The organism is Bacillus sp. DE0042 (assembly GCF_007680225.1).
Taxonomy (GTDB): domain Bacteria; phylum Bacillota; class Bacilli; order Bacillales; family Bacillaceae_G; genus Bacillus_A; species Bacillus_A wiedmannii.
In genome coordinates this window covers 137900-158302 of the sequence record NZ_VEJP01000002.1, presented here as the reverse complement: position 1 = coordinate 158302, position 20403 = coordinate 137900, and the positions used below count along the sequence as shown (strand labels likewise).

29 protein-coding genes are annotated in these 20403 nt (G+C 32.8%); 15 read left to right on the top strand and 14 right to left on the bottom strand.

What is annotated here, in order from left to right:
• Positions 1-72: 72 nt before the first annotated feature.
• The 8 genes from FS802_RS11175 to FS802_RS31330 all read left to right on the top strand — a co-directional run bounded on the left by FS802_RS11175 (position 73) and on the right by FS802_RS31330 (position 6700).
• Complete coding sequence (locus FS802_RS11175; protein ID WP_000400644.1) at positions 73-546, top strand: tetratricopeptide repeat protein; 474 nt, start codon at positions 73-75, stop codon at positions 544-546.
• A 12-nt stretch (positions 547-558) separates the two neighbouring features.
• The gene (locus tag FS802_RS11170) at positions 559-1608 is read left to right on the top strand and encodes a hypothetical protein (RefSeq protein WP_098654981.1); all 1050 of its coding nucleotides are present in this window, start codon (positions 559-561) and stop codon (positions 1606-1608) included.
• A 166-nt stretch (positions 1609-1774) separates the two neighbouring features.
• The gene (locus FS802_RS11165; RefSeq protein ID WP_070168891.1) at positions 1775-2287 is read left to right on the top strand and encodes a ribonuclease FAU-1 family protein; all 513 of its coding nucleotides are present in this window, start codon (positions 1775-1777) and stop codon (positions 2285-2287) included.
• Positions 2288-2468: 181 nt separating this feature from the next.
• Positions 2469-3224, top strand: coding sequence for an ABC transporter ATP-binding protein (locus FS802_RS11160; protein WP_098654980.1), 756 nt, complete (start codon positions 2469-2471; stop codon positions 3222-3224).
• An 18-nt stretch (positions 3225-3242) separates the two neighbouring features.
• A complete protein-coding gene (locus tag FS802_RS11155) occupies positions 3243-4229 on the top strand; it encodes an aliphatic sulfonate ABC transporter substrate-binding protein (RefSeq protein WP_098654979.1) in 987 nt (328 codons plus the stop codon).
• Between the two features lie 16 nt (positions 4230-4245).
• Positions 4246-5094, top strand: coding sequence for an ABC transporter permease (locus FS802_RS11150; RefSeq protein ID WP_098654978.1), 849 nt, complete (start codon positions 4246-4248; stop codon positions 5092-5094).
• A 177-nt stretch (positions 5095-5271) separates the two neighbouring features.
• Positions 5272-6384 (top strand): FMNH2-dependent alkanesulfonate monooxygenase, encoded by a 1113-nt coding sequence (gene ssuD / locus FS802_RS11145; RefSeq protein ID WP_098654977.1) that lies wholly within the window; start codon positions 5272-5274, stop codon positions 6382-6384.
• Positions 6385-6607: 223 nt separating this feature from the next.
• A complete protein-coding gene (locus FS802_RS31330; protein WP_001289320.1) occupies positions 6608-6700 on the top strand; it encodes a putative holin-like toxin in 93 nt (30 codons plus the stop codon).
• A gap of 228 nt (positions 6701-6928) precedes the next feature.
• On the opposite strand, the gene FS802_RS11140 is transcribed toward FS802_RS31330, so the two are convergent.
• On the bottom strand, positions 6929-7750 hold the full coding sequence (locus tag FS802_RS11140) for an HNH endonuclease (RefSeq protein ID WP_000189697.1): 822 nt from the start codon (positions 7748-7750) through the stop codon (positions 6929-6931).
• 149 nt (positions 7751-7899) lie between these two features.
• On the opposite strand from FS802_RS11140, the gene FS802_RS11135 reads away from it, so the two are divergent.
• Positions 7900-8985, top strand: a complete 1086-nt coding sequence (locus FS802_RS11135) for an AI-2E family transporter (RefSeq protein WP_000837880.1) — start codon at positions 7900-7902, stop codon at positions 8983-8985.
• Positions 8986-9225: 240 nt separating this feature from the next.
• Here the strand turns inward: FS802_RS11135 and FS802_RS11130 are convergent, their stop codons facing one another.
• The 6 genes from FS802_RS11130 to FS802_RS11105 are packed head-to-tail and all read right to left on the bottom strand — an operon-like array spanning position 9226 to position 10211.
• On the bottom strand, positions 9226-9366 hold the full coding sequence (locus tag FS802_RS11130) for a YrzI family small protein (RefSeq protein ID WP_000668503.1): 141 nt from the start codon (positions 9364-9366) through the stop codon (positions 9226-9228).
• Positions 9367-9391: 25 nt separating this feature from the next.
• Positions 9392-9532 carry a YrzI family small protein gene (locus FS802_RS11125; protein ID WP_000669812.1) on the bottom strand — a complete coding sequence of 47 codons (141 nt, stop codon included), beginning with the start codon at positions 9530-9532 and terminating at the stop codon, positions 9392-9394.
• A gap of 25 nt (positions 9533-9557) precedes the next feature.
• Positions 9558-9701, bottom strand: coding sequence for a YrzI family small protein (locus FS802_RS11120; RefSeq protein ID WP_098654976.1), 144 nt, complete (start codon positions 9699-9701; stop codon positions 9558-9560).
• A 26-nt stretch (positions 9702-9727) separates the two neighbouring features.
• Complete coding sequence (locus FS802_RS11115; RefSeq protein WP_000668975.1) at positions 9728-9871, bottom strand: YrzI family small protein; 144 nt, start codon at positions 9869-9871, stop codon at positions 9728-9730.
• Positions 9872-9899: 28 nt separating this feature from the next.
• Positions 9900-10043, bottom strand: a complete 144-nt coding sequence (locus FS802_RS11110; RefSeq protein WP_000142719.1) for a YrzI family small protein — start codon at positions 10041-10043, stop codon at positions 9900-9902.
• A 27-nt stretch (positions 10044-10070) separates the two neighbouring features.
• On the bottom strand, positions 10071-10211 hold the full coding sequence (locus FS802_RS11105) for a YrzI family small protein (RefSeq protein WP_000156191.1): 141 nt from the start codon (positions 10209-10211) through the stop codon (positions 10071-10073).
• 440 nt (positions 10212-10651) lie between these two features.
• Between FS802_RS11105 and FS802_RS11100 the strand changes: the two genes are divergently transcribed.
• The 6 genes from FS802_RS11100 (at position 10652) to FS802_RS11075 (ending at position 14480) form a co-directional block, all read left to right on the top strand.
• A complete protein-coding gene (locus FS802_RS11100) occupies positions 10652-11236 on the top strand; it encodes a DUF4825 domain-containing protein (protein ID WP_098654975.1) in 585 nt (194 codons plus the stop codon).
• Positions 11237-11415: 179 nt separating this feature from the next.
• Positions 11416-11796, top strand: a complete 381-nt coding sequence (locus FS802_RS11095; RefSeq protein ID WP_000805185.1) for a GntR family transcriptional regulator — start codon at positions 11416-11418, stop codon at positions 11794-11796.
• Positions 11793-12665 (top strand): ATP-binding cassette domain-containing protein, encoded by an 873-nt coding sequence (locus FS802_RS11090; protein WP_098654974.1) that lies wholly within the window; start codon positions 11793-11795, stop codon positions 12663-12665. Before FS802_RS11095 ends, FS802_RS11090 begins: the two co-directional genes overlap by 4 nt.
• Positions 12662-13333 (top strand): DUF4052 family protein, encoded by a 672-nt coding sequence (locus tag FS802_RS11085; protein WP_098654973.1) that lies wholly within the window; start codon positions 12662-12664, stop codon positions 13331-13333. The genes FS802_RS11090 and FS802_RS11085 overlap by 4 nt, the downstream gene beginning before the upstream one ends.
• Positions 13334-13373: 40 nt before the next feature.
• Positions 13374-13853: a CcdC family protein gene (locus tag FS802_RS11080; protein ID WP_098707838.1), complete on the top strand. Its 480-nt coding sequence runs from the start codon at positions 13374-13376 to the stop codon at positions 13851-13853.
• A 117-nt stretch (positions 13854-13970) separates the two neighbouring features.
• The gene (locus tag FS802_RS11075; protein WP_098654971.1) at positions 13971-14480 is read left to right on the top strand and encodes a 2'-5' RNA ligase family protein; all 510 of its coding nucleotides are present in this window, start codon (positions 13971-13973) and stop codon (positions 14478-14480) included.
• A gap of 6 nt (positions 14481-14486) precedes the next feature.
• Here FS802_RS11075 and coaW read toward each other — a convergent pair whose 3' ends face one another.
• The 7 genes from coaW to FS802_RS11035 form a co-directional block, all read right to left on the bottom strand.
• Positions 14487-15317: a type II pantothenate kinase gene (coaW, locus tag FS802_RS11070; protein ID WP_098654970.1), complete on the bottom strand. Its 831-nt coding sequence runs from the start codon at positions 15315-15317 to the stop codon at positions 14487-14489.
• A 92-nt stretch (positions 15318-15409) separates the two neighbouring features.
• The gene (locus FS802_RS11065; RefSeq protein WP_098654969.1) at positions 15410-15808 is read right to left on the bottom strand and encodes a 3-hydroxyacyl-ACP dehydratase FabZ family protein; all 399 of its coding nucleotides are present in this window, start codon (positions 15806-15808) and stop codon (positions 15410-15412) included.
• 56 nt (positions 15809-15864) lie between these two features.
• Entirely contained in the window at positions 15865-17064 is a 1200-nt protein-coding gene (locus FS802_RS11060) for an LL-diaminopimelate aminotransferase (protein WP_141547162.1), read from the bottom strand.
• 533 nt (positions 17065-17597) lie between these two features.
• Positions 17598-17960 (bottom strand): hypothetical protein, encoded by a 363-nt coding sequence (locus FS802_RS11050; protein ID WP_061673347.1) that lies wholly within the window; start codon positions 17958-17960, stop codon positions 17598-17600.
• 170 nt (positions 17961-18130) lie between these two features.
• Complete coding sequence (locus FS802_RS11045) at positions 18131-18430, bottom strand: hypothetical protein (protein WP_098654967.1); 300 nt, start codon at positions 18428-18430, stop codon at positions 18131-18133.
• Positions 18431-18583: 153 nt separating this feature from the next.
• Positions 18584-19786: an MFS transporter gene (locus FS802_RS11040; protein ID WP_000269247.1), complete on the bottom strand. Its 1203-nt coding sequence runs from the start codon at positions 19784-19786 to the stop codon at positions 18584-18586.
• A gap of 290 nt (positions 19787-20076) precedes the next feature.
• Positions 20077-20229 (bottom strand): YqbF domain-containing protein, encoded by a 153-nt coding sequence (locus FS802_RS11035; RefSeq protein WP_071723536.1) that lies wholly within the window; start codon positions 20227-20229, stop codon positions 20077-20079.
• Positions 20230-20403: the final 174 nt, after the last annotated feature.

The window sequence follows — 20403 nt, the reverse complement described above, 5'->3', positions numbered from 1 at the left end:
GGAATTTTACTTTTACACAAATGTTAACCATTCAAGATGGATACATAAAATAATTGGTGAGGAGTGGATTCTATGGAACATTTATTAAAGCAAGCGATTAAACTAAGAAATGAAAAGAAATATGCGCAATCTAGAGAGATACTTATGGGGTTAACCAATTTTACGCGGGATGCAGAAGTGCTTTTTCAATGTGCCTGGATACATGATGTAATGGGACTTGAAACAGACGCTGTGCCGTATTATGAACAGGCAATTGCAAATGGTCTTGATGGGGAGTCACTTTGCGGTGCATATATCGGTCTTGGCAGTACATATCGTTGTATAGGTGAGTATGACAAAGCAATTACTGTTTTAGAAACAGGTTTGCAGCAGTTTCCGGATAATGCCGTGATGAAAGTATTTTTGTCATTAGCAAAATATAACGTTAACGATCATGAATCCGCGATGAAATTATTACTTGAAACGGTTATAAAAGTAGACGAAGTTAAAGAATTTGAACGTGCCATTACATTTTATAAAGATCATTTAAACGAGGTTTTTAAATAGAGGAGTGAACGTATGAATGACTCACTATCGCGAAGGCGAAAAGGTATTTGGATTGGACTCGTATCTTTCATCTTGTTATCAAACTATTTATTGTATGCCCTTCCGATTGTACCAGCTACTCCGAAAGAAGTTGTTCTTGGATCATTATTAGATTGCATGTTTGTAATTCCAGTCATTACGTATTTCTTTATTATTCGAAAAAGATACTCGTTAACGTATATATTTCCTGTTGTAATAGCTGGTTATATATTTGCGAGATTTATTATTCCAAGTAACTATTTACAAGCTTTTTCAAACGTTTCTTATATTATAGTTGCTGGAGAAATTGCTTTTGTAGGTCTAGAATTATTCCTTCTCTATAAAATCGTTAAAGTGCTTCCTGAAACAATCAAACGATATAAAGAATATAGAAGAGAATATTCTTCATTTTCTTATGCGATTGATGCAGCGTTTGATGCTACTATGAAAAGAAATAAATTAGTAGATATCATTGTAACAGAGTGTAAGTTAATCTATTATGCATTTTTATCGTGGCGTGCAACAGTACCGGAAGGTAAATCTGTATACTCATATCACAAAAAGACTGGTGCAATAGGTGTATATATTATGATTATCCATGCAACCTTAATAGAAAGTATTGGTTTTCATTATTTGCTTCATCAATGGAATCCAGTAATAGCATGGATTTTACTTATATTAAACGTATATGCAATGTTATATTTTTTAGCTGAAATACAAGCAATGCGTAAAAATCCGATTATCATTACAGAAGAACAAATAATCATTCAAATCGGATTAGGAAAGAAAATTGTTATACCATTTACACAAATTGATAAAATTGCGTTTTATAAAGGAGAATCTTTAAAGGACGAGAAAGAGGTCCTTGACGCAACTGTGATGGAATTTATAAAGGAACCTCCAACATTTGAAATAACACTAAAAGAGCCTGTAAAAGCGCAATTGTTATATGGATTTTCTAAAACAGTAAGCCGCGTTCACTTAAATGTTGATGAGGAACAGAGATTTTATGATGCGGTTACGGAGAAGTTGAAACATGAATAATACTATTGGAGTTCCTTCTAATTTAGAAGGGGCTTTTTTGTGTAGTAGAAAATGAGATTATATGGATTTTATCTTTAAAAACAAGAAACAAATTGACTGAACGCTTTCTTAGTGGAAATATAAAGGGATATAATGAAAGAACTAAAATAAAAGGGGAAATAAAAAAATGAGTTGCTTATGTACGTCAGACATTGAAATTATTGAAAGAAAAATCCGATATGATGGTACAACCATAGATCATGCTTGTTTACTAATAGAAGCGCAGCAGGACAAAATTATTTTATATCATGAAGTACAGTATTCTTTTACAATGGCAGCGAACGATACGAAGTTAACAATCCCGAAAGGAAGTTATACAGTTGCATATTACTGGGGAAATCGGCCATATAATTTATACGTTTGGAGAGATCAGGAGGGGTGTTATATAGGTTCTTATTTTAATATTGTTAAGAATACATATATAACGGACCAAGTGGTATCCTTTGAAGATTTAATTCTTGATATTATGGTACTTCCAAGTGGAGAATTATATATATTGGATGAGGATGAATTAACTGAGCCGTTAGAACACTTTGAAGACGGGTATGTAGAAAAAGCTCTTCATACAGTCAAAAATACAATTCAAGAGTCGCTTCCAAAAATCATTTCAGAAACTGCTACTATTTTTAAAAGTAAATAACGTTCACCAAAACCCAGTTGACTTATCGGAAATATTTGTATAATATGTAGTTAATTCTATAACGTATTGCTGATTGGAGAAACCAAAGGCATTTTATCTATTGATAAAATGCCTTTGGTTTTTTTATTATACAAATGCTGAATCTATTCATTTAAATGAATCATTTCAAGGAGGGGAAGAAGTGACTGTTTCAATTGATGGGGTATCAAAATGTTTTTCGAAAGAAACTGGTACGGTTCAAATATTAGAAGATATTAATTTTCAATTAGAGAAAGGGGATTTTGTCACTGTAATCGGACCGAGTGGTTGTGGGAAAAGTACTCTTTTGAAAATTGTTGCGGGGTTGGATAACGAATTTGAAGGTAAAGTTGTCATTGATGGGGAGCAAATCGTAAATCCGAGTAAGAAACAAGGTTTTATTTTTCAAGAACATCGCTTATTTCCGTGGTTAACAGTTGAAGAAAATATTGCTGCAGATTTGTCGTTAAAAGATAAGTATGTGAAAGATAAGGTAAAGGAATGGGTTGAAATCGTTCGATTAGACGGTTTTGAAAAATCTTATCCGAAAGAAATTTCAGGCGGGATGTCACAACGTGTTGCGATTGCGAGAGCCTTATTAAGAGATCCGAATGTATTATTACTTGATGAACCATTTGGGGCACTTGATGCTTTTACTAGAAGTCATTTGCAAGAAGTACTGTTGAACATTTGGGAACAGAAGAAAACGACAATGATATTTGTTACTCATGATATAGACGAAGCCATATATCTTTCAAACCGAATTATCATCATGAGTGCAAATCCGGGGAAAATACATAAAGTTATTGAAAATAGTTTGCCTTATCCGCGAAATAAAACTTCTCAATCGTTCCAACAACTTCGAACGAAAGTGCTACATCAGTTTGAACACGGGGGACTGATTCAAACAAGTATATAGGAAAAGGGTGGATTATATATGTATAAAAAATGTAAGGTTCTTTCTTTTGCATTAGTTATATCTTTTTTTTTATTAGGATGTGAAAAAAGCACTGCAAGTAGTAAGAAAGAAGAGGTAACCATACAAATTGGCATACAACAAGGATTAAGCCCGCTATTATTAGCACAGAAAAAAGGATGGTTTGAAGAGGAGTTTAAAAAAGAAGGGGTTAAGGTGAAATGGACAGAGTTTCAAAGCGGACCTCCCTATTTTGAAGCGATCGCATCAAATCGATTAGACTTTGGTGAAGTCGGGAACTCCCCAGTTATTTCAGCGCAAGCAGCTGGGATTGAATTTACCGAAATTGCTAATACAAGTTATGCGAGGAAAGGGACTGGAATTCTTGTACAAAAAGATAGCAAGATTACGAGTGTAAAAGATTTAAAAGGTAAAAAAATTGCAGTAGCAAAAGGAAGTAGCGCATTTAATTTATTATATCGAGCATTAGAAAAAGAAGGTATAAATGCGAAAGATGTAAATGTCATTCAACTGCAACCAGATGAAGCGCAGCCGGCATTTGAATCCGGATCAGTAGATGCATGGGCCATTTGGGATCCCTTTATTTCACTACATACTTTAAATAAAGGGGCAAAGATTATTGCAGATGGTGAACGATTAAATGTTTCTTCACCAGAGTTTTTAATTGCGAGAACAAAATTCGCGAAGGAGCATCCAGAATTAGTTGAGAAATTCCTTAAAGTTTATGAAAAAGCACGTGTATGGCAAGAGTCAAACTTAGATGAAGCGATAAAAATATATACTTCTGCAAAGAAGATAGATGCAGAAATTGTAAAAGAAGTGTTTGATCACGACAAACCAATTTTAGTTCCGGTAACGAAAGAAATAATAGCTGAACAGCAAAAAACAGCGGATTTTCAATATAAACTCGGTTCAATAAAGAAAGAAATCAAAACAGATAAAGTTGTAGATAATTCTTTCGTAGAAAAAGCATTAAAGGCGAAATGAAAAGAGGTTTTGTAAATTGGAGAATACGAAAGCTGTTATGAAACCAACGGGTATAACGATTGGCAAAAACAATGTAAAGAAAGTGCGAAAGACGAATGTAAAAGTGCTAGTAAGAGCGATTGCTATACCAGTTATCGTATTAATTATTTGGCAGTTAGCCGGCGTATTCGATTTAGTTTCTAAAACAGTTTTACCGACGCCATTAGATATATTTCTAGCTTTTCAAGAACTTATAAAAACAGGAGAGTTATTCGGTCATTTAAGTATCAGTGTATTCAGGGCTGCGGCTGGTTTCTTTATTGGCGGGAGTTTAGGAATTATTTTAGGAACGATTGTTGGATTTTCAACGAGAAGTGAGCAATATTTAGATCCATCTGTACAAATGTTAAGAACTGTACCTCATTTAGCAGTTGCGCCACTTTTCGTATTATGGTTCGGTTTTGGTGAAACATCGAAAGTATTATTAATTGCGGACGGTGCATTTTTTCCTCTATACGTAAACGCGTTTTTAGGGATAAGAGGTGTAGATTCAAAGTTATTCGATGTTGCCAGAGTGTTAGAGTTTAGTAAAAGAAAATTAATTACAAAATTAATTTTACCTGCCGCATTGCCGAACCTATTACTCGGAGCAAGGTTATCTTTAGGAGTTGCATGGGTGAGTTTAGTAGTAGCAGAACTTATGGGGTCTACAGAAGGTATTGGCTATATGATTATGGATGCAAGGCAATTTTCAAATACAGATATCGTATTTGTCGGCATTATTATTTTTGCATTCGTTGGAAAGTTTTCTGATTCACTCGTACGTTTACTAGAAGTGAAGTTTTTAAGATGGCGAGATAATTTTAAAGGAGAGACAGGGAATTAACATATAAAGTGAAACTTTAATCAGTGGGAAGGGTCATCCCCCACCTAACTTCTTTGCTTTCGCTGAATTTTAAGGTGGGGATCTTACTGCCCGCAAATAGCGGGGTAAATTATTAGGGGTAATTTATATAGAGTATGTTAGTATACGTTTCAAAATAAATAAGGGGTGTGTAAAGGTATGGAATTATTATGGTTTATTCCGGCTTATGGAGATGGTCGATATTTAGGAACGACAAAAAGAGGAAGAGCAGCTGAGTATGGTTATTATAAACAAGTTGCAGCTGCAGCTGATTATTTAGGATATTCGGGTGTATTACTTCCAACTGGTCAAGGGTGTGAAGATCCATGGGTATTAGCATCGGCACTTGCAGCTGAGACAGAGAAATTAAAATTTTTAGTAGCAGTTAGACCAGGACTAATGTCACCGACAGTTGCAGCGAGGATGGCATCTACATTTGATAGAATTTCAGATGGGAGATTACTTATTAATGTAGTAGCTGGAGGAGATCCTGTTGAATTGCAAGGTGATGGATTGTATCTTGAACATGATGAAAGATATGAAGTAGCAGATGAATTTTTAAAGGTTTGGAAGTCAGTATTACAAGGTGGAACAATCTCTTTAGAAGGAAAACATATTAAAGTTACGGATAGTAAAGTTGTATTTCCTCCGGTTCAAACACCGTATCCACCAATTTATTTTGGCGGATCGTCCGCTGCAGGTAAAGAGGTTGCAGCTGAGCATAGTGATGTATATTTAACGTGGGGAGAGCCACCAGAGCAAGTGAAAGAGAAAATAGAAGAAGTAAGAAAACTTGCGGAAGAGAAGGGGCGTAACGTACGATTTGGTATTAGACTACACGTAATTGTAAGAGAGACAGAAGAAGAAGCATGGGAAGAGGCTGAAAGGTTAATTCAATATGTAGATAATGAAACAATTGAGCTCGCTCAAAAAACATTTGCAAGATATGATTCAGTCGGACAAAAAAGAATGACACATTTAAATAAAGGTACGAGAGAGTCGTTAGAGATAAGTCCTAACTTATGGGCTGGAATTGGGCTTGTAAGAGGTGGTGCTGGTACTGCGCTTGTTGGAGATCCGCATACAGTAGCAGAAAGAATAAAAGAATATGAAGCGTTAGGAATTGATACGTTTGTATTATCAGGATACCCCCATTTAGAAGAGGCATATGAAGTGGCAGAACTGTTATTTCCTTTATTGAAAGACGAGAAGAAACAAGAAAATAAAATTGTTGGTGAAATGATAGCTGATGCATATGCTTTAAAAAAATAGTGAGAAATAAAGTTGAACCAATCGGGCTTTTACAGGCAGTTTCACCTATGTTTTGCTTCATTTTGTTTACTGCCTGTTAATACGGGATAAAAAAACTCGCAAGTATTTCACTTACGGGTTTTCATCGTAAACTATTAGAAAATATGGTAAAATTAAATAGTAACTTAAGGTACGGTTGGTTGTTCAATTATCACTTCTCCGAATAGGAGGGGGGTGATAATACGTGAGTGAAATAGCGTTGCTACTGCAGGGTGGACTGTTTCTCGTTGCATTGTTAACGTTCGTCGTCGTTTTAATAGACAAGCTCAAAAAATAACAACCCACCTATGCCAATAGAATGTGGGTTGTTTTGTTTGTAAGAAACAAATAGGATAAATGAACAATCCAATCTGCTAAGTTACGTGGACTAGTGTGTAGCCGCACACTGGTCTTTTTTATTTATTTACAATTAATAATTGGTTTATGTGATTGTATTGTTCTTTTCATACTTATTATAACACAGTGTCTTTTCGTCAAGAAAGGAGACCGTATGTTCTGATTTCGATTAAATAGAAGGTTTTTTTTCTTTAAATAGCCCATCCATATACTGTTTTAAAGTTTGGACATAAAATTCCTGCCTATTTACATCATTTACGCCGACAATTGGAGATGAAAGTTCATATCTCTTTTCTGATAAATGAACGACAACGTCAAATATATCAAATAGACGAATGAAACAGAACAGGCCATCTTTATCACTTAATAAAATAAAGTAATGGTTCTCACTATTTGTATTTAATGTATTCCATAAAGAACTTTTACTTAAATCGCGAACTATACTTTTTTCTTTTAATTCCATAAAATCCCCATTTGATAGAATGTTAGAAATATCAATCGCATCTGGATCTTCAAAATAGCCATCAACAGCTTGTACAGCGAAAGTATAAGCCATTTTTAATACACTCATTTTGTATTTACGGTTATCTAAAAGTAATTCACGTTGAATAGAGCTAGCTACTTTCGTTACACGTTCTTCTTTCCAAATTTCATTATGTAGTGAAATATCGTGCTTTTTACATAGTTTCATAATTAATGCATTGGAATAAAGTATTTCATCACTTACTTCAACAACATCTGTCTCAGCAGCCGCAAGTTCCTCACCATGTTCATTCGTATAGAGCGGGGAATCAATTTGTTTTTTCATTTGCTCAATCTTAAATTGACTTAATTTATGCCGAATTAAGGGACGATCAATATTTGTTGTCATTTGTTCATGGCAAGTATCACAAATTGAGTTTGTGAAATAATATCCACATAATATTTCGGGGATGACATATTGTTCACTAAGTTCTTTCGTATCTTTTCTGCATATGATGCATTGTGTCATTTTTATCACCTTTACCTGCAAATTTGTATGTAATCTCATTGTAGTGTATTTATTGGTATTTTGGAATATTGTAAAGGAAAATATTATGTGAAATTCTTGCTTATTTTGGTACAATGAAGTGAAGTGCTAGTTTAAAGGAGGACGTTTTTTTGAAATCGAAAGTGCACTTTTGGACATTAGAAGTGCTAATGGTTGTAGCGATCATATTTATTTGCACAAAAATATCGTTTCTATTTCAACCGATTGGTATCTTCATATCAACGTTGTTTTTCCCAATCTTAATCGCGTTATTTTTATACTTCATATTTAACCCATTGTTAGTCTTTTTGGAGAATAAAAAAGTACCTAGAAATTTAGCGATTTTACTGTTATATCTTTTTATTATAACATTAACTGCAGTTGGAGTTGGGGTAGTTGTTCCAACGATCTCACAACAGTTAATGGATTTAGTAAAAAATATGCCCGGTTATATTAAAGAGGGAAAACTATACATACAAGATTTATCCCATCACAGATTATTTGAATGGTTATCTACACAAAACTACGTTTCCATTGAAACAATTGAGAAAAATGCGATTGAATACTTAAAGGATATACCAAACACGATTACGTCGAGTGCAACGGCTTTATTTGGTATTATCACAAACGTTGCATTAGTTATCTTCACAGTACCGTTTATTTTATTTTATATGTTTAAAGATGGACATGCGTTTCCAGGGAAAGCAGTTAGTCTATTACCTGAGTCTTACCGTGAAGAAGGACTTCGTATCATTAAGGAAACGAACGAAACATTATCTGCATATATTCAAGGGCAAGCGCTCGTTTGTATATTTGTAGGTGCTTTTACTTTTATCGGTTATTTAATTATCGATTTACCGTACGCTTTCGTTTTAGGAATTATAGCAGCATTTACAAATATCATTCCTAACTTAGGTCCATTTATCGGTGCAGCACCAGCTGTTATTGTAGGTCTGTTCGTATCTCCGATGCAAGCGTTGTACGTAATTATTATCGTAACAATTGTACAACAGTTTGAAAGTAACATCATTTCACCGCGTATTATGAGTTCAAAATTAAATATCCATCCGTTAACAATTATTATTTTAATTTTAGGGGTAGGTAACTTTGCGGGAATTATCGGAATGATTTTGGCAGTACCAGTTTATGCAGTAACAAAAACAGTTGTATCGAACTTAGTGAGATTGTTTAAGACGAAACGAAGTAATCGAAAATAGTATAAGTTGAGAAAGATACACCACTTTTTAAGTGGTGTATCTTTTGTTTATTACTCAATATTAAAAGTGTACGGGTGTAATTTTATTATATATTTATTACATATCAAATATAACGATATACTTGTGTGATAGTATGTCTATAAAACTATGTGGAATCCCTCTGAACTATCCAAATCATTTCCTTACAGCGTGCTAGCAACATCATAATCGACCCCTTTCAAATTTTATATTTTTAAAGGATTATAGATGAGAGTAGTACTTGCTTCTACGATCTCGAATTTCGTCCATAATCTCTTTATATTGTTCTTCTTGTTTTAATTCAGCTTCAGAAAGGTTCTTTTTCTGAATTGTAATTGTTAAAAAGAATAGGTGAAACTTCATGGTACATTCCTCCTTTCGAAAGGAATTATAGATGGCTACAGTAATGACTTTGACGTTCTTTTACATCCTCCATAGCTTTATTAATTTGATGGTCATGCAATATCTCACTGTCTGAGAACTTAGTTTTTTGAATGGTGATCGTTAAAAAGAATACTTTAAATTTCATTTGTTTTTTCCCCTTTAAAAGTTATTTAGAAAAGTCGGCTATAATAAGAGGCTTGACGCTCTTTCACTTCGCCCATAATAGTTTGAATGTGTTGCTCACACAAAATTTCTTGCTGTGAAAGCTTACGCTTTTGAATGGTAATCGTTAAAAAGAATGCTTTAAATTTCATTAGGATAATGCTCCTTTAAAAGTTATTTAGAAAAGACGGCTGTAATAAGAAGCTTGGTGCTCTTTCACTTCGTCCATAATAGTTTGAATGTGTTGCTCACGCAAAATCTCATTCTGTGAAAGCTTACGTTTTTGAATGGTGATTGTTAAAAAGAATGCTTTAAATTTCATGAAGGTATTGCTCCTTTAAAATATATTTTTAATACATTTGCGTATAGTATGAACTTTTAATGTCAGTCATTTTATCAGTTAGTTGTTTTAATTGTTGTTTACGAATGATTGCATCTTCAGATAAAGTGTTTTTCTGAAGTACAGTTGTAAAAAAGAAAATATGAAAAGTCATAAATGAATTCCTCCTTTCGAAAAGGAATTACAGGTGATCACAATAAAGCGTTTGGCGCTCCTTAACATCATTCATAGCTTTTTCAATTTGCTCGTTATGAAAAATTTCATCTTTGGAAATTGTATTTCTTTGAATCGTAATACTTAAAAACAATACGCTAATAGTCATCGAATGTTGCTCCTTTCTTTAAAAAATAATATAAGAGGCTAAAAAATCGCACAAAAAAGCCACAGGAAGATATAGTTCTCCTATGGCAGGGCGTGAAAAAGCCACAGGAAAGTATACGACCTCCTGTGGCGAATTTATGAATTAATCGAAATAATGTACGATTTTCAATTCTCCATTAGGGTGGTCGAATTCATATTTAATTGTCCGAAAAACAAAGGTGCAGTTAACGCTAAAGTTAAAGCATGTAATTGTAATTTCATCATTTCCTTCGACCTCCTTTTAGAATATTTTTCTTACGTTAGTAAGTATATACAATTAATGGATAATTGTAAACACAAAAATTGAAAATTTTTAATTTTGATTAAAATGCGTATGTTTTAAAGGGTTTTAAGAAGAAGTATTGTAATTAACGAAATATCGATAAAAATGAGGGATGCTAAATGAAATATATGCAACGTAATATGGTTGTTATGCTAACAATTTTTTTATTTATTACTGCTTGTTCTAGCAGAGAAAGAATAAAAGAAATATCCGATGTTGAACCTAGTGATTTTAAGAAATATGCGGGGACATACGTTGGTAATAACTCAGATGTAGTAGCAATTGTGAATCATTTACCCGGTGGTGAAACATTTCAAAGTATAAGTTTGGAGAATGAAAGCATAAAGGTGAACTATGGCGCAAAAGAAAATGGAAACCTTACAGAAGACATGGTTGAGACGTATTGGTTTGATGGTAAGGACACGATGGAGAAGAATTTTCTCTTTAACGTTATTTATCTAGCGATTTTAGTACCAAATGCGAAAACTTACGAGTTTCAAGTCGAAAATAAAAATTTCACGATAAAGAGAGAAGAAATACTATCAGTCCTGTATGAAAAATTTGATGATTTTCCAAAAGAAGAGGATATGTGGAATAAAAGGAAAGTATTAAAGTTCCTTAATGATAATAACAAAAAAATTAATAGGTTTGTGAATGATAAAGATTTCCGAAAATCTTTATTTGTTAAATATCCAATAAAGTAGTCGAAATAATTGGAGGGACAAAGATGGAGTTAGTATACAAAATTTCTTATTTTAGAAAGAGAGTCATTCGTTTAAGAATGGCTCTCTTTTTTGTAAAAGAAATTTATGGAAATAAATAATTTAATGTGATATGGTTAATTACATAAGTAATGAACCTATGAACCTAAGGTGGTGAAATTGTGAAACCTACTCTAGAGCAAAATAAATTAATATACATACAAATTGCAGAAACCATTGAATCTGATATTTTAAAAGACATATTGCTTGAAGAAGAACAAGTTCCATCAACAAATCAATTTGCGAAGATGTTACAAATAAATCCAGCTACTGCAGCTAAAGGGGTAAATGTATTAGTGGATGAAGGGATTTTATATAAAAAGAGAGGGATCGGGATGTTTGTTGCAAAGGGAGCGAAAGAAGTTGTACTAAAAAAAAGACAAAACACTTTTATGACCGAATATTTACCTAAAGTGTGGGAAGAAGCGAAAGTGCTAGAAATATCAAAAGATGAATTGATGGATATGATTCAAAAAATTACGAAGGAGGGGAAAGAGGGATGATTGCACTTGAAACGTTAGAGTTAACGAAAAAATATAAAAAGAAAATAGCTGTAAATGAAGTAACGATTTCATTGGAAGAGCATAAAATATATGGTTTGCTTGGAAGGAACGGAGCAGGGAAAACGACTTTATTAAACTTACTAGCAGGACAAATTATTTCGAGTAGTGGAAGCGTATCTGTATTTGGTGAAAATGTTTTTGAAAATAGTAAAGCGATGCAAAATATTTGTTTTGTTAGAGTAAAAGAAGAGGCTCATTTAAGTTATAAAGTAAAAGAATTTTTTAAGATGTGTAGCATGTTTTATAAAAATTGGGATGGAGCTTATGCTGAAGAACTGGCAGATAAATTTCAGCTGAATATGACAGAGAAATACCATAAACTATCCCATGGTATGCAAACAGTCGTAGGAATTATTCAAGGATTAGCAAGTAGAGCACCAATTACTATTTTTGATGAACCAACTACAGGTTTAGACGCAGCACATCGTGAGTTATTTTATAATTTACTACTAGAAGATTACGGTGAATATCCACGAACAATTATATTATCAACTCATTTAGTAGAAGAAGTTACTCATGTTATTGAAGATGTAATCATCATAAAAGTAGGCGCACTTGTTGTTCAATCATCGGTGGAAGATTTATTGCAAAAAGCTCATATTATTTCAGGGAAAAAAGATAAAGTAGATGAATTTTCGATTAATAAAAAAGTAATAAATCGAGAAGTTTATGGAAATAAGGGGATTGCTGTTATATGGGAAGAACTTTCTAATGAAGATTATTACTCTCTTGAAAAAGAAGGTTTAGTAATTGATAGAATTACATTACAAAAACTATTTATACACATAACGGGTGGTGAAGTGAAATGACGATGTTAATGAAGCAGTTGAAGTTACATATAAATTTTCATTATAAAGCAATTATAATATTTTGGATTGTAGCTTTATTAATAAAAGGGGCTTTAAATGCTGCTCATTTAAATGGAGCGAACATTGGTTATTTACCTGAAATTATAAATAACCCTTCAATAGCAATTATGTTATTTATAGTAGGGAGTGTTTTCATCATACAAGATGAGCTGTTTCGTTTAGCGGTTTCATTCGGTGTAACGAGAACACAATATTTTATCGGAGCAATTTGTTATATTGTACTTCAATCTGCATTATTTTCATTTCTTCAAGTTATGCTTTTACAAGATTTAAAATATAACGTAGTAAATGTTAACTTTGGGGAGCAAATGGTACAACAATTTATTTTACAATTTTTATTTTATGTTACGACAGCATGTTTCTTTCAACTAGTAGTCGTGTTTAAGCAAAGATTTAAGTGGATCGGTCTTATGATTGGTGGGACACTTTTCTTATCAATGAATAGTGTACTTTATGGAGAAGCGGGGATAACAGGTTTAATTTTTACAAACGATGCATCTTTAAACGACATTCCTTATTTTACTGTTATTTCAATCGGATTAACTATTCTTTATATCATAACTAGTAGTATATTTATTCGTAAAGTATCATTTGAACGAACGGTTTAAAATAGTAATAGATTATTATTTTAGAGAGAAGGAAAAGTAAATGGGAGATACTTCTTCATTAATAACAGTCTTTTTATGTATTGCACTACTAATATTTTGGCGTCGTTATCGCTCCATGCATAAGCCAATAAAGGGATCGGGAAAACGTATTTTATGGCCATTACTATTTTTAACACCAGGTATTGTATGGTTTTTAGGTCCCGTACATCCAGCTATATTACAAGTAGTTATAGCGGGATTCATTGGTGTACTTTTCGCTGTGCCGCTTATAGTATTAACAAATTATGAGCGGAGAGATGATGGGAATATTTATACGAAAAAAAGTGCAGCTTTTTTAATTACTTTTATTGCACTTGTCGTTTTGAGATATGGTTCAAGACAATATATTGTTGACTTAGATCAGCAAACGATTGGTTTATTATTTTATGTTGTTGCAGTATCGTATATTATTCCGTGGAGAATTGCTTGTTATATAAAGTTTAGGAAAGTTTGGCGGGAAAATAGTAATCATGCTATATGAAAACTTCTCATTTGAGAAGTTTTTTATTTTTACATGTAAGCAAAACTATTTGTTGAAGTGCAAGGCTGTCATAGAATATGATACATATTAAGATGAGGGAAAGTAGAGGGTATAAAAATGCGTATAATTTTAGTTTTTCTAAATAACATGTCCATCAATAAAATAGAGAACATTAGACAAAAACATGATCCTTTATTTGGATTAATTCCACCACATATAACAATCGTATTTCCATTTAAGAGTAATATTTCAAATGATGAATTAAAATCTCATATTTTTAATGTATCAAAAGGGGTAGGCAAAATTGAAATTGAGTTTGCAAATCGTATCACTAGTGTAGGAAACTATTTGTTTTTAGAAGTTGAGGGAGGGAAAGAACAAATAGAAGAACTACATGATATGCTGTATACAGGACCTTTAATACAATTTTTGAAAGAAGATATTCCGTACATACCGCATGTAACAGTCGGGAGAAAAGAAAGTGCTGAGTTAGCTGCTGAAGTAGCTAAGGATATTCATAGTTTCCCTGAAAAGTTACAATGTGTAATTGATAGAATTAGTGTAGAGCGAATTGGGAAGAACGGAGAATCAATTATTGAATTTGAAGTGCCGTTGAAAAAAAGCTGACAAAAGTCAGCTTTTTTTATTCGTAACATGAAGTAAAGCACCAATCGCACCGCTATTACCACCATCTCGTAAAAAGATTGGTGTTTTATTTTGATATTTTGTGTAGTTACTAATAATATTTTGAAGGTGTACGTTATTACATAGAGTCGAACCAATATAAATAATATGGTCAATGTTTTTTGTTTCGGCGAATTGAAGGCTTAATGCAGTAACGACTTCACCTACAAGTCCTTGCACAGTTGCTAGTATATCAGCACTACTTAAATTTGAATCTCTTTTGGTAGCTTTGCCGAAATTACTTGCAGTTAAGCTATTATCAATAGGTGAGAGAATGCCACCATAAATATCACCAACCGTAATATCTAGTTCTTTTCTAGAACCTAATTTTGTTAAAGGAATCACATCTTCAAAATGATCTATATTTGTTAACAATTTTGAAAGCCCCATAATAGTACCACCGCCAACACCGGTTCCACCAGCTCGAATATATTGGTCATTATAAACGTAATGGATGGAAGTACCTGTACCGATATTTGTTAAAATAAAGTTGTTTATATCATATTGCTCTTCTTTTAATATGTATCGGACACCTACAAGAGTAGCTTCAAATTCGTTTAGTTCTACTATTTTATATGAGTCTGAAAGTAGTTGCTGTAATCGTTTGGCTTTACCACCTGTTATACATATTTGTTTTATACGAGTGTTTTTCTTAAGCCAATCTATTATTTTATCTTGTTCATTTGAATAAAATTTTTCAAAAGCTAATTGCTTTTGTTCGTTCAAATAAGCAATTTTCGTTAATGTTCCTCCGGCATCGATACCGATAGTGCTTTCCATTTTCCTGCTCCTAACCAAGTAATTTGTTTACTCTGTTCATGTTGGTGAGACGAATTTGTAGGAGATAGATACCCGGGTGAATTACATCGTCTCTATTTTGCTTGATATATTAATAGCTTTTCTATAATTACAATCGGCTGATCGTTAATAGTTGCAGTACCTTTACCGAGAATAAAACCTCGACGATTGCGAGTAAGCTCATAATGTAAATCAAGTTTATCACCGGGATGTGCTTTTCCGTGGAATTCAACCCCATCTAATGAGGAGAGGAAGCCTAATCCTTGAGAGTCACTTGTATGTACAAATGCACTAAGTTGAGCAAGTGCTTCTACGATTAACATATGAGGCATATGTTTTTGACTATCATTTAAAAACCACTCATTATTTGTAATGAGTTTATATCCCGTAACGGATTCACCATGTTTTACATTGGTTACTTTATCAATCATTAAAAAAGGATAACGATGAGGAAGAGTGTTTTTAATATGCATATGAAAGTACCTCCAATAAATAATACCCCTGCTACAGTTAAGCAGGGGAGTTATCATTAATTTTTAACTAATTCATTTACTTTTTCAAGAGAAAAAATACCACTATTTCTAATATTTTCAACAACTTGTTGTAACACTTCTTTATCTTGAACGAGTGCAATACGTACAAAGCCTTCTCCGTGAGGTCCAAATGCATGACCTGGTGTAACAACGACATTCGCACGATCCATTAATGCATAAGCGAAATCTATAGAAGTCCAGCCTTTCGGAATTTCGGCCCAAACGAACATACTACCAGCTGGTTTATCAACATTCCAGCCAAATGTGCGGAATCCATCAACTAAAGTATCTCTGCGTTCTTGATAAATACCTCGATTTTTCTCACAAAATGCAGCGCCATTTCTTAGTGCAGCTGATGCTGCTTTTTGAATTGGTAAAAACACACCATAATCTGTATTGGATTTAAACTGAGTAAGTGCACGAACAATTTCTTCGTTTCCAATCATATATCCAATACGGCTACCTGCTAAACTATAACTTTTTGACAAAGAGTTGATTTCTACGCCAACATCTTTAGCACCAGGTACAGAGAGGAAGCTAATTGGTTTATTACCATCAAAATAAAATTCAGCATAAGCAAAATCATGGACAACAATAATATTATGCTTTTTCGCGAATGCGATTACCTCTGTAAAGAAATTTTCATGAGCCATTGCTGGAACTGGATTTCCTGGGAAGTTTAAAATCATCATCTTCGCTTTATCAGCAATATCTTCGGGGATAGCTGCTAAATTAGGTAAGAATTCATTTTTTTTCTTTAAAGGCATGTAATAGGATGTTGCACCAGCCATTTGAATACCTGTTTCATAAGCTGTATATCCAGGATCAGGAACTAATATAATATCTCCCGGATTTGCATAAACCATAGGTAAGTGAACGAGTCCATCTTGTGACCCCATTAATAATAAAACTTCTTTATCAGCATTTAATTTAACGTTATGAGTGTCGTTGTAATATTCAGTTACAGCTTCGTGAAATTCTTGAATACCACTTAATGTGTATCCGTAGCTTTCTTTTTCACTTGCTGTATGTACCATTTCTTCTCTTACGAAGTCAGCAGGTGGCATATCAGGATTCCCGATACTTAAATCAATCATTTTGTGACCTGCTGCAATTTTTTCTTTTTTATAAGCCCCTAATTCACTAAATATAGAAGATTGGAATGCTTTCATTCTAGTTGCTAACGTGTAAGTCATCAAAACCCCTCCTAAAAACAGTGTTTTCTTTCTGCATTTTTAATTATTCTGAAAACACATGTTTACATTTTATCATTTTTTTATGAAAATTAAAACGATTGACAAATTTAGAGGGAGGATTAGTCTTTTTTGAAAGGGCGTTGTAAATAAGGATTGGTTAACTGAACTGTTTATTATATCTTTCTATACGGTTTAGGATGTTTTATAGTTTTTATTAAGTATATCCCGCATATTTTGGATGAAAAATAACACGAAAACGAGGCCTAATATACCACTAAGCCAATAGTATGAATTTCCCGTCGTGAATCTTTCATAAAATGAAAGTGCACTCCATAGGATTAGGATAATGGAACAGATTGTTGAGACAATTAATGAACTTAAACTTCTCAAAAAAAGCACCTCGCATTAAAATATTGTTATTATATAATACTACATTTAAATTTAAAGATTTAAAAGAGGAAAATGTTTTTGGGGAGGTTTTGTAAATTAAAAATAACGCAGAAAATATTTTCTGCGTCTTATATGAAGTGTAATCATTTCTTTTTATATGTACATAACTTTTCCACTGCATAAAAGTATACATTTAATTTGCCATCGACAACTTTTAAAGTTTGATCCGATGTAAATGAGTTACCATAATCAATGTGATATACATTAGAATTCTTTACAAATGAGCCTTTGTATAAATCTTCTTTTTCCTTTGATGTTTGCATCTCCACTAAATATTGAACAATTTTTTCTTTCTTTTCTTCTTTTACAACTGTTTCAAATTTATAAGATGCAGGGCAAAGACCATTTTTGTTGTCAACGACTTCCCAAGAACCGTATATATCATTATTGCTACAGCCACTCAGTAGAACGATGAATATTGGAATAATTAATAAAACCTTTTTCATTTTGTACTCCTTTCTTTTCATTTTTAATAAACGTGCGAATACGATACGAATATTGTAATAAATAAAGTTTAAATTTTTATAAAGAATTATTTAATTTCATATAAAAATTTAAGGAGAATTGAAAAAGCATGAATCTAGTGTAAAGCCAGATTCATGCCGAGTACTGTAGCCTATGTTATGTCTCTTTTGAGGAAAAATAATGAGGAAAGTAGGATCATTATTCCATTTAAAATATATATAATTGCAACAATGAAGGCTAGCCCACCTGCGCCAAATCCAGCTTTATCAAATATAGAAGCGAATGCTACGGTAGCAAAAAAAACAATAGGAGTTATCAGTAAAAATATGAAACCTGCGATAATTCTTCTTTTAAAGTTATGTCCAGATAAGGAAATAGCTAAAAAGTTTATGATGCTAAACAGAGCTAATACAAAAATAAAGATACTAAATAACTGCATACCATCAGACAATTTCGCACCTCCTGTATATATCATGTTAGTATACTGTATTCGAAAGCGAAAGAGGGTACTCCTTTAAATAATTACAATAAACGTAATAAATAAGGCTTTATATAACAAAGACGCATGGATTAATCAAATATGATCCATGCGTCTTTGTTTATGTTATAAATTCGCAGATTGCGAAGGTTGTTTTTCATATTGTTTCTGTTTAGATAATGAAATGAAAATAATTAATAATGAAATCACGCCGAAAATGAGAACCATATATTGCAATCCAATCGTATCTAAGAAGAAGCCTGTGCCGAGTAAGACAATTTGGAACATAACTCTCTCAAACATATTACGGAATGAGAAGAGACGACCATGATAGCTTTTTTCCACTTTCGTTTGGAAAATTGTCGACATAATAGGGAAGAAGCAACCAACACTAAAACCAAATAAACCAAATGATGTAAGAGACATCCATTTTATATCGCTAAAGAACAAGGAAAGATGTGCAAAAGCGGTACAAACAGCGAAGAAATATAATAATTTTTCAGGTTTGAAATGGTCAGATAAACGTTTAATAACGAAGGCCCCTAACATAAATGCTACACCTTCAATGGTATATATAAAGCCTTTAATCGTTGGATCATGTTGCATTTCACTAATGTTGATTACCATTAAATTAAATCCGGCTATAAATAATAGAGGGATAATACTTAATATAAGTGCTGTAAAAGCAATAGGAATTCCTTTTAAAATACGAAAGACTTCCATAAAGCTATTATCTTTCGCAGCTTGTTTACTTGGTGTTGTTGATTTCTTATCTTCGAATTGTAGGAAGAAAGTTGAGAGGAATAATAAAGCGTATGCTGCCATTGAGAAGGCATACATATACTGTAAACTCATTACAACTAAAAGAATTCCACCTAGTGAAGTACCTGCAATACGAGCGATTGTACCTACATTCATATGTACACCGTTCATCTGTAATAACTCATGCTCACGTACGATGAGTGGAATTACAGATTGTAATGCAGGGAAGTAAAATGCTGCAGAAATTTGAAGAGCAACCATAAATGCAATCATAAAGGCAATACTTTCAAATTGGATAGCGAAAAACATAAAAATAACACTAATAACGCGACCGAACCCAGCATAAAGAAGAACTTTTTTCTTTTCATACTGATCGATAATACGACCGGCCATAGGACCAACTAGTACACCAGCTAATAGTCCGATGAATAATATAACTGATTTCATGAAATCAGAAGGGACATATTTTTGCATAAATTCAAGGTTGCCAAGAATACCAAGCCATAGCCCTAGACCAGCAATAAACTCCCCAATTAACACAATCCAAACATTTTTATTACGCCACATAATGTAAAACCTCTCCGTCTTTTAAAATGAAAAACTCGTATATAAAACCTCCTTATTTTATGTATAATTTATAACGAACTTTTTTAGAGTCAGAGTCTATATTACGTGTTTCATGAGTGGATTTCAATCTTTTTGATTTGTCAAAAATTTGATGTGTTAATAGATGAAACAAGTAAGTCAAAATGCATACAACCAATGATTACATATTCATTGAAATTAAGGATAAATAAAATAAAAGCATCAAGAAAATATCACAATTAAATGATATTTTTCTTGATGCTTTTAATACATCAGGCTGAATATTCTTCTTTACGTACTTCGAAAAATTCATTACGACGTAAGTAATTATAAACTTTCTCGGAAACCTTTTCTTCTTCAGACATTAAGAAACGATGATCAAAAGCATAGAATGATTGACCTTTAATTAATTTTACGTAGTATATTTTACACGCCTCCTCTAGCATAATTGGAACTTAATTGATATTATGATGGCCTATATGCTTGTTAATCATACTTGGAGTTTCAAAGGATAGGAACTAAACAAATTACAAAAGATTACAAAATTGTAATGTTTTTGTCACGTTTTCCGATAGTTAAAAATAACCAATCTCTTCTAT

What these genes read in the sequence shown, in the direction of transcription:
- FS802_RS11175 (WP_000400644.1), top strand. Translation starts at nt 73, where the DNA reads ATGGAACATTTATTAAAGCAAGCGATTAAACTAAGAAATGAAAAGAAA.
- FS802_RS11170 (WP_098654981.1), top strand. Translation starts at nt 559, where the DNA reads ATGAATGACTCACTATCGCGAAGGCGAAAAGGTATTTGGATTGGACTC.
- FS802_RS11165 (WP_070168891.1), top strand. Translation starts at nt 1,775, where the DNA reads ATGAGTTGCTTATGTACGTCAGACATTGAAATTATTGAAAGAAAAATC.
- FS802_RS11155 (WP_098654979.1), top strand. Translation starts at nt 3,243, where the DNA reads ATGTATAAAAAATGTAAGGTTCTTTCTTTTGCATTAGTTATATCTTTT.
- ssuD (WP_098654977.1), top strand. Translation starts at nt 5,272, where the DNA reads ATGGAATTATTATGGTTTATTCCGGCTTATGGAGATGGTCGATATTTA.
- FS802_RS11140 (WP_000189697.1), bottom strand. Translation starts at nt 7,750, where the DNA reads ATGACACAATGCATCATATGCAGAAAAGATACGAAAGAACTTAGTGAA.
- FS802_RS11130 (WP_000668503.1), bottom strand. Translation starts at nt 9,366, where the DNA reads ATGAAGTTTCACCTATTCTTTTTAACAATTACAATTCAGAAAAAGAAC.
- FS802_RS11125 (WP_000669812.1), bottom strand. Translation starts at nt 9,532, where the DNA reads ATGAAATTTAAAGTATTCTTTTTAACGATCACCATTCAAAAAACTAAG.
- FS802_RS11120 (WP_098654976.1), bottom strand. Translation starts at nt 9,701, where the DNA reads ATGAAATTTAAAGCATTCTTTTTAACGATTACCATTCAAAAGCGTAAG.
- FS802_RS11115 (WP_000668975.1), bottom strand. Translation starts at nt 9,871, where the DNA reads ATGAAATTTAAAGCATTCTTTTTAACAATCACCATTCAAAAACGTAAG.
- FS802_RS11110 (WP_000142719.1), bottom strand. Translation starts at nt 10,043, where the DNA reads ATGACTTTTCATATTTTCTTTTTTACAACTGTACTTCAGAAAAACACT.
- FS802_RS11105 (WP_000156191.1), bottom strand. Translation starts at nt 10,211, where the DNA reads ATGACTATTAGCGTATTGTTTTTAAGTATTACGATTCAAAGAAATACA.
- FS802_RS11100 (WP_098654975.1), top strand. Translation starts at nt 10,652, where the DNA reads ATGAAATATATGCAACGTAATATGGTTGTTATGCTAACAATTTTTTTA.
- FS802_RS11090 (WP_098654974.1), top strand. Translation starts at nt 11,793, where the DNA reads ATGATTGCACTTGAAACGTTAGAGTTAACGAAAAAATATAAAAAGAAA.
- FS802_RS11085 (WP_098654973.1), top strand. Translation starts at nt 12,662, where the DNA reads ATGACGATGTTAATGAAGCAGTTGAAGTTACATATAAATTTTCATTAT.
- FS802_RS11080 (WP_098707838.1), top strand. Translation starts at nt 13,374, where the DNA reads ATGGGAGATACTTCTTCATTAATAACAGTCTTTTTATGTATTGCACTA.
- FS802_RS11075 (WP_098654971.1), top strand. Translation starts at nt 13,971, where the DNA reads ATGCGTATAATTTTAGTTTTTCTAAATAACATGTCCATCAATAAAATA.
- coaW (WP_098654970.1), bottom strand. Translation starts at nt 15,317, where the DNA reads ATGGAAAGCACTATCGGTATCGATGCCGGAGGAACATTAACGAAAATT.
- FS802_RS11065 (WP_098654969.1), bottom strand. Translation starts at nt 15,808, where the DNA reads ATGCATATTAAAAACACTCTTCCTCATCGTTATCCTTTTTTAATGATT.
- FS802_RS11060 (WP_141547162.1), bottom strand. Translation starts at nt 17,064, where the DNA reads ATGACTTACACGTTAGCAACTAGAATGAAAGCATTCCAATCTTCTATA.
- FS802_RS11050 (WP_061673347.1), bottom strand. Translation starts at nt 17,960, where the DNA reads ATGAAAAAGGTTTTATTAATTATTCCAATATTCATCGTTCTACTGAGT.
- FS802_RS11040 (WP_000269247.1), bottom strand. Translation starts at nt 19,786, where the DNA reads ATGTGGCGTAATAAAAATGTTTGGATTGTGTTAATTGGGGAGTTTATT.